Genomic DNA, 2,642 nt, shown 5'->3' on the forward strand with positions numbered 1-2,642 from the left:
ACTGGCCGGAACAGATCCGGCTTGCAGTAGATCCAGAGAGGGCGCGTAAACTCCGCGAATCCCGCATGCCCAAAGAAAGCGATGTCTGTACCATGTGCGGAGAACTTTGCGCCATCAAAAAAGTAGCCAACCTTCTTTGATGGCTTCGTAAAAAGTCCATCTGTCCGCCTGAGGCGGATTGCGCTGCATCCTTTGTCGTTGCGGCGTACCTGAAAGTACGCCTCACTCCTCAGGATTTGCGCGCCTTGTCCGCCTAAGGCGGAGAGCTTTTTACATTGCCATCTATCTGAAGACTTTTTGCGAAGCCATCTTCTTTGATCTTCAATCGGCTCCGTCTCCGACTTCAGGCGGGAGACGGAGCCGTCATTTTATTCTCATGCGCCGGTGAGGCTGGCCAGGTATACAGCCCCCAGTTTCGCGAGATGTTCCTTGGTGTTTTCGAAGAAATTGAGATGTTCTTCCTCTTCACCGAGGAGTTTTTCGAACAATTGTTTGGAAATCTGGTCTTTTTCCTGGGCGCAGGTTTCCCCGCCTCATTGTACATTTTGATCGCCTGACTCTCCAGGGCGATGTCCGTGGTCAACATGGCCTCAATTTCCAGGCCTTTCTTGGCTTCCGCATCGGGCTTGGTCATGGGAGTCCCCTTCAGGAACAGAATCCTCTCCGCAAGCGCTTCCGCATGCTTCATCTCCTGGATGGCAATTTCCTTCATTTTTTTCGCCAGCTTGCCGAAATCGCTATCTTCCAGTTCATAGTGCTGAATCATATATTGGCTGATAGCGGCCAATTCCCTGGAGCGAGCGGCATTCAAAAGATCGATGACTTTCTGGCTCATGTTGCCCTCCCTTTTTGAGGTTGATGTAGTTTGGCACTTCTTTAATTATCTCTAGCCCCTATCAAGGCGTCAAGGGGGAAAAGATTATTGCCCTTTCCCAGTTTTTCATGTAGCCGCTATTTCCCGACCTTCTCGCACTTTCGTCTTGACTCAGCCATAGAAGAGCTTGGCGAATTATCATAAGGCATTGATTCTTCCACCCATATCTTGTTGATTCCCCTGCCTGCCTATGCTAATTTGGGACCGTTAAGGATTGGAAAGGAATGGAATTGAGCCTTCGCCGAAACGATTTGCTCTACCGAATCGTCCAGATCATTAGCCATGCCAGTCTGCACACGATTTACTGCCTGAAGGTGGACGGCCAGGAAAAAATCCCCATGGATGGCCCCGGGATCCTCTTGCCGAAACATCAGTTCTGGACGGACACCCCCATCATTGGCTTGGCTGCTCAAAAACCGTTGAATTTCATTGCCAAGCAAGAACTCTTCGTCTATCCCGTGATTCGCCATTTTATCTCCTTCTTAGGGGGTATCCCCATAGATCGCCAAAAACCCTTAAAAAGCCTGGATTCTTTCCGTTACGTGGAAGAGCTTTTAAAAAAAGGAGAGTTCATCGTTCTTTTTCCGGAAGGGACCTATTACCCCAACTCCATGGGCTGGGGAAAGCATCGTTTCATCCAACGTATCCTGCGCGTTCAGGAGAAAATGGGCTGGAAGGGGGGGAAAAGGATCCCCTTTATCCCCATGGGAATTCGATATGATGCCAGGAAATTTAGGACCGAGGTGCAGGTAAAAATTGGCTGGCCTTTGTACGCCGATGGGGAAGCCGATGGGCCAGAATTTACCCGCCGGATCATCAGCGACATTGCTGAATTGAGCGGGCTTAAAAAAAGGGGTCGAGGAGTCAAGGCTTCAAGTGTAGTTCTTGAAGACCTAAAGAAGTAAACGTTCAAACAAGATTTTTTCCCTTGAATCCTTTTGATTCAAAGAATAAGGAGGAGTTGTTATGGAGAGCCAACTCGTTAAATGGGAAGTGAAAGATCGTATTGGCACCATCACTCTCAACCGTCAGGAAAAACGGAATGCCATCAACGGAGAAATCCTGGAAGGAATCCAGAAAGCTTTTTCCGAACTCAGCCTTGACCTTGAAGCCCGAATTATTTTATTGCAAGGTGCAGGAACGGCTTTCTCTGCCGGCATCGACTTTAACTACCTGGCCACCGTGGCCCGAGACGATGGGAGAGCCCCGGGAATTCGCTTACGGGAAGGCATTGATGCCATCCATTCTATTCTTAACAAGATCGAACGCATCGAGAAACCCGTAGTGGCCAAGATACATGGTTTCTGCGGCGGCCTTGGTCTGGAACTGGCTTTGACGGCTGACTTTCGCCTCGCCGGCGAGAACGCCACCTTGGGGGTACCCGAAATCATCCTGGGTTTAATTCCGGATTGCGGCGGTACGACGCGCTTGACGCGCATGCTCGGCCCGGTATGGGCCAAGGAAATGATAATGACCGGGGATATGCTTCCGGCTAAACGAGCTTACGAGATCGGCCTGGTTAACCAGATATTCCCCGAAGCAACCCTGGAAGAAAAAACCAGAGCCTTTCTCGATAAGCTGCTGCAAAGACCTTCCCTGGCACTCGGCCTGGCCAAGCGGGCAATTGACTGGGGGGCGGGCCTTGACAAAATGGCCCATATGGAAATCGAGGCTTACGTCCAGAGCCTTTTGATCACGGCCAAGGATTTTCCCGAGACCTTGCAAAAGGGGTTGGCCACCTTGTTGAAGAGGAAATAAAGTTTCGAGT

At 50.3% G+C, this 2,642-nt stretch carries 4 protein-coding genes; 3 read left to right on the forward strand and 1 reads right to left on the reverse strand.

The genetic code is table 11. The features are described 5' to 3' along the window. The first annotated feature begins 14 nt into the window (after nt 1-14). On the forward strand, nt 15-140 hold the full coding sequence (locus Q7V48_06215; protein MDO9210330.1) for a phosphomethylpyrimidine synthase ThiC: 126 nt from the start codon (nt 15-17) through the stop codon (nt 138-140). 203 nt (nt 141-343) lie between these two features. Here the strand turns inward: Q7V48_06215 and Q7V48_06220 are convergent, their stop codons facing one another. Next, nucleotides 344-835, reverse strand: a complete 492-nt coding sequence (locus Q7V48_06220) for a ferritin-like domain-containing protein (protein ID MDO9210331.1) — start codon at nt 833-835, stop codon at nt 344-346. Between the two features lie 263 nt (nt 836-1,098). On the opposite strand from Q7V48_06220, the gene Q7V48_06225 reads away from it, so the two are divergent. Further along, nucleotides 1,099-1,779 (forward strand): lysophospholipid acyltransferase family protein, encoded by a 681-nt coding sequence (locus tag Q7V48_06225; protein MDO9210332.1) that lies wholly within the window; start codon nt 1,099-1,101, stop codon nt 1,777-1,779. A gap of 61 nt (nt 1,780-1,840) precedes the next feature. Beyond that, nucleotides 1,841-2,632 (forward strand): enoyl-CoA hydratase/isomerase family protein, encoded by a 792-nt coding sequence (locus tag Q7V48_06230; protein ID MDO9210333.1) that lies wholly within the window; start codon nt 1,841-1,843, stop codon nt 2,630-2,632. Nucleotides 2,633-2,642: the final 10 nt, after the last annotated feature.

It is taken from the genome of Deltaproteobacteria bacterium, from assembly GCA_030654105.1.
Lineage (GTDB): Bacteria > Desulfobacterota > SM23-61 > SM23-61 > SM23-61 > JAHJQK01.

Bases quoted from the DNA above. Each gene is read 5' to 3' on its own strand.
- Q7V48_06230 (MDO9210333.1), top strand. From the start codon at position 1,841: ATGGAGAGCCAACTCGTTAAATGGGAAGTGAAAGATCGTATTGGCACC.
- Q7V48_06220 (MDO9210331.1), bottom strand. From the start codon at position 835: ATGAGCCAGAAAGTCATCGATCTTTTGAATGCCGCTCGCTCCAGGGAA.
- Q7V48_06225 (MDO9210332.1), top strand. From the start codon at position 1,099: ATGGAATTGAGCCTTCGCCGAAACGATTTGCTCTACCGAATCGTCCAG.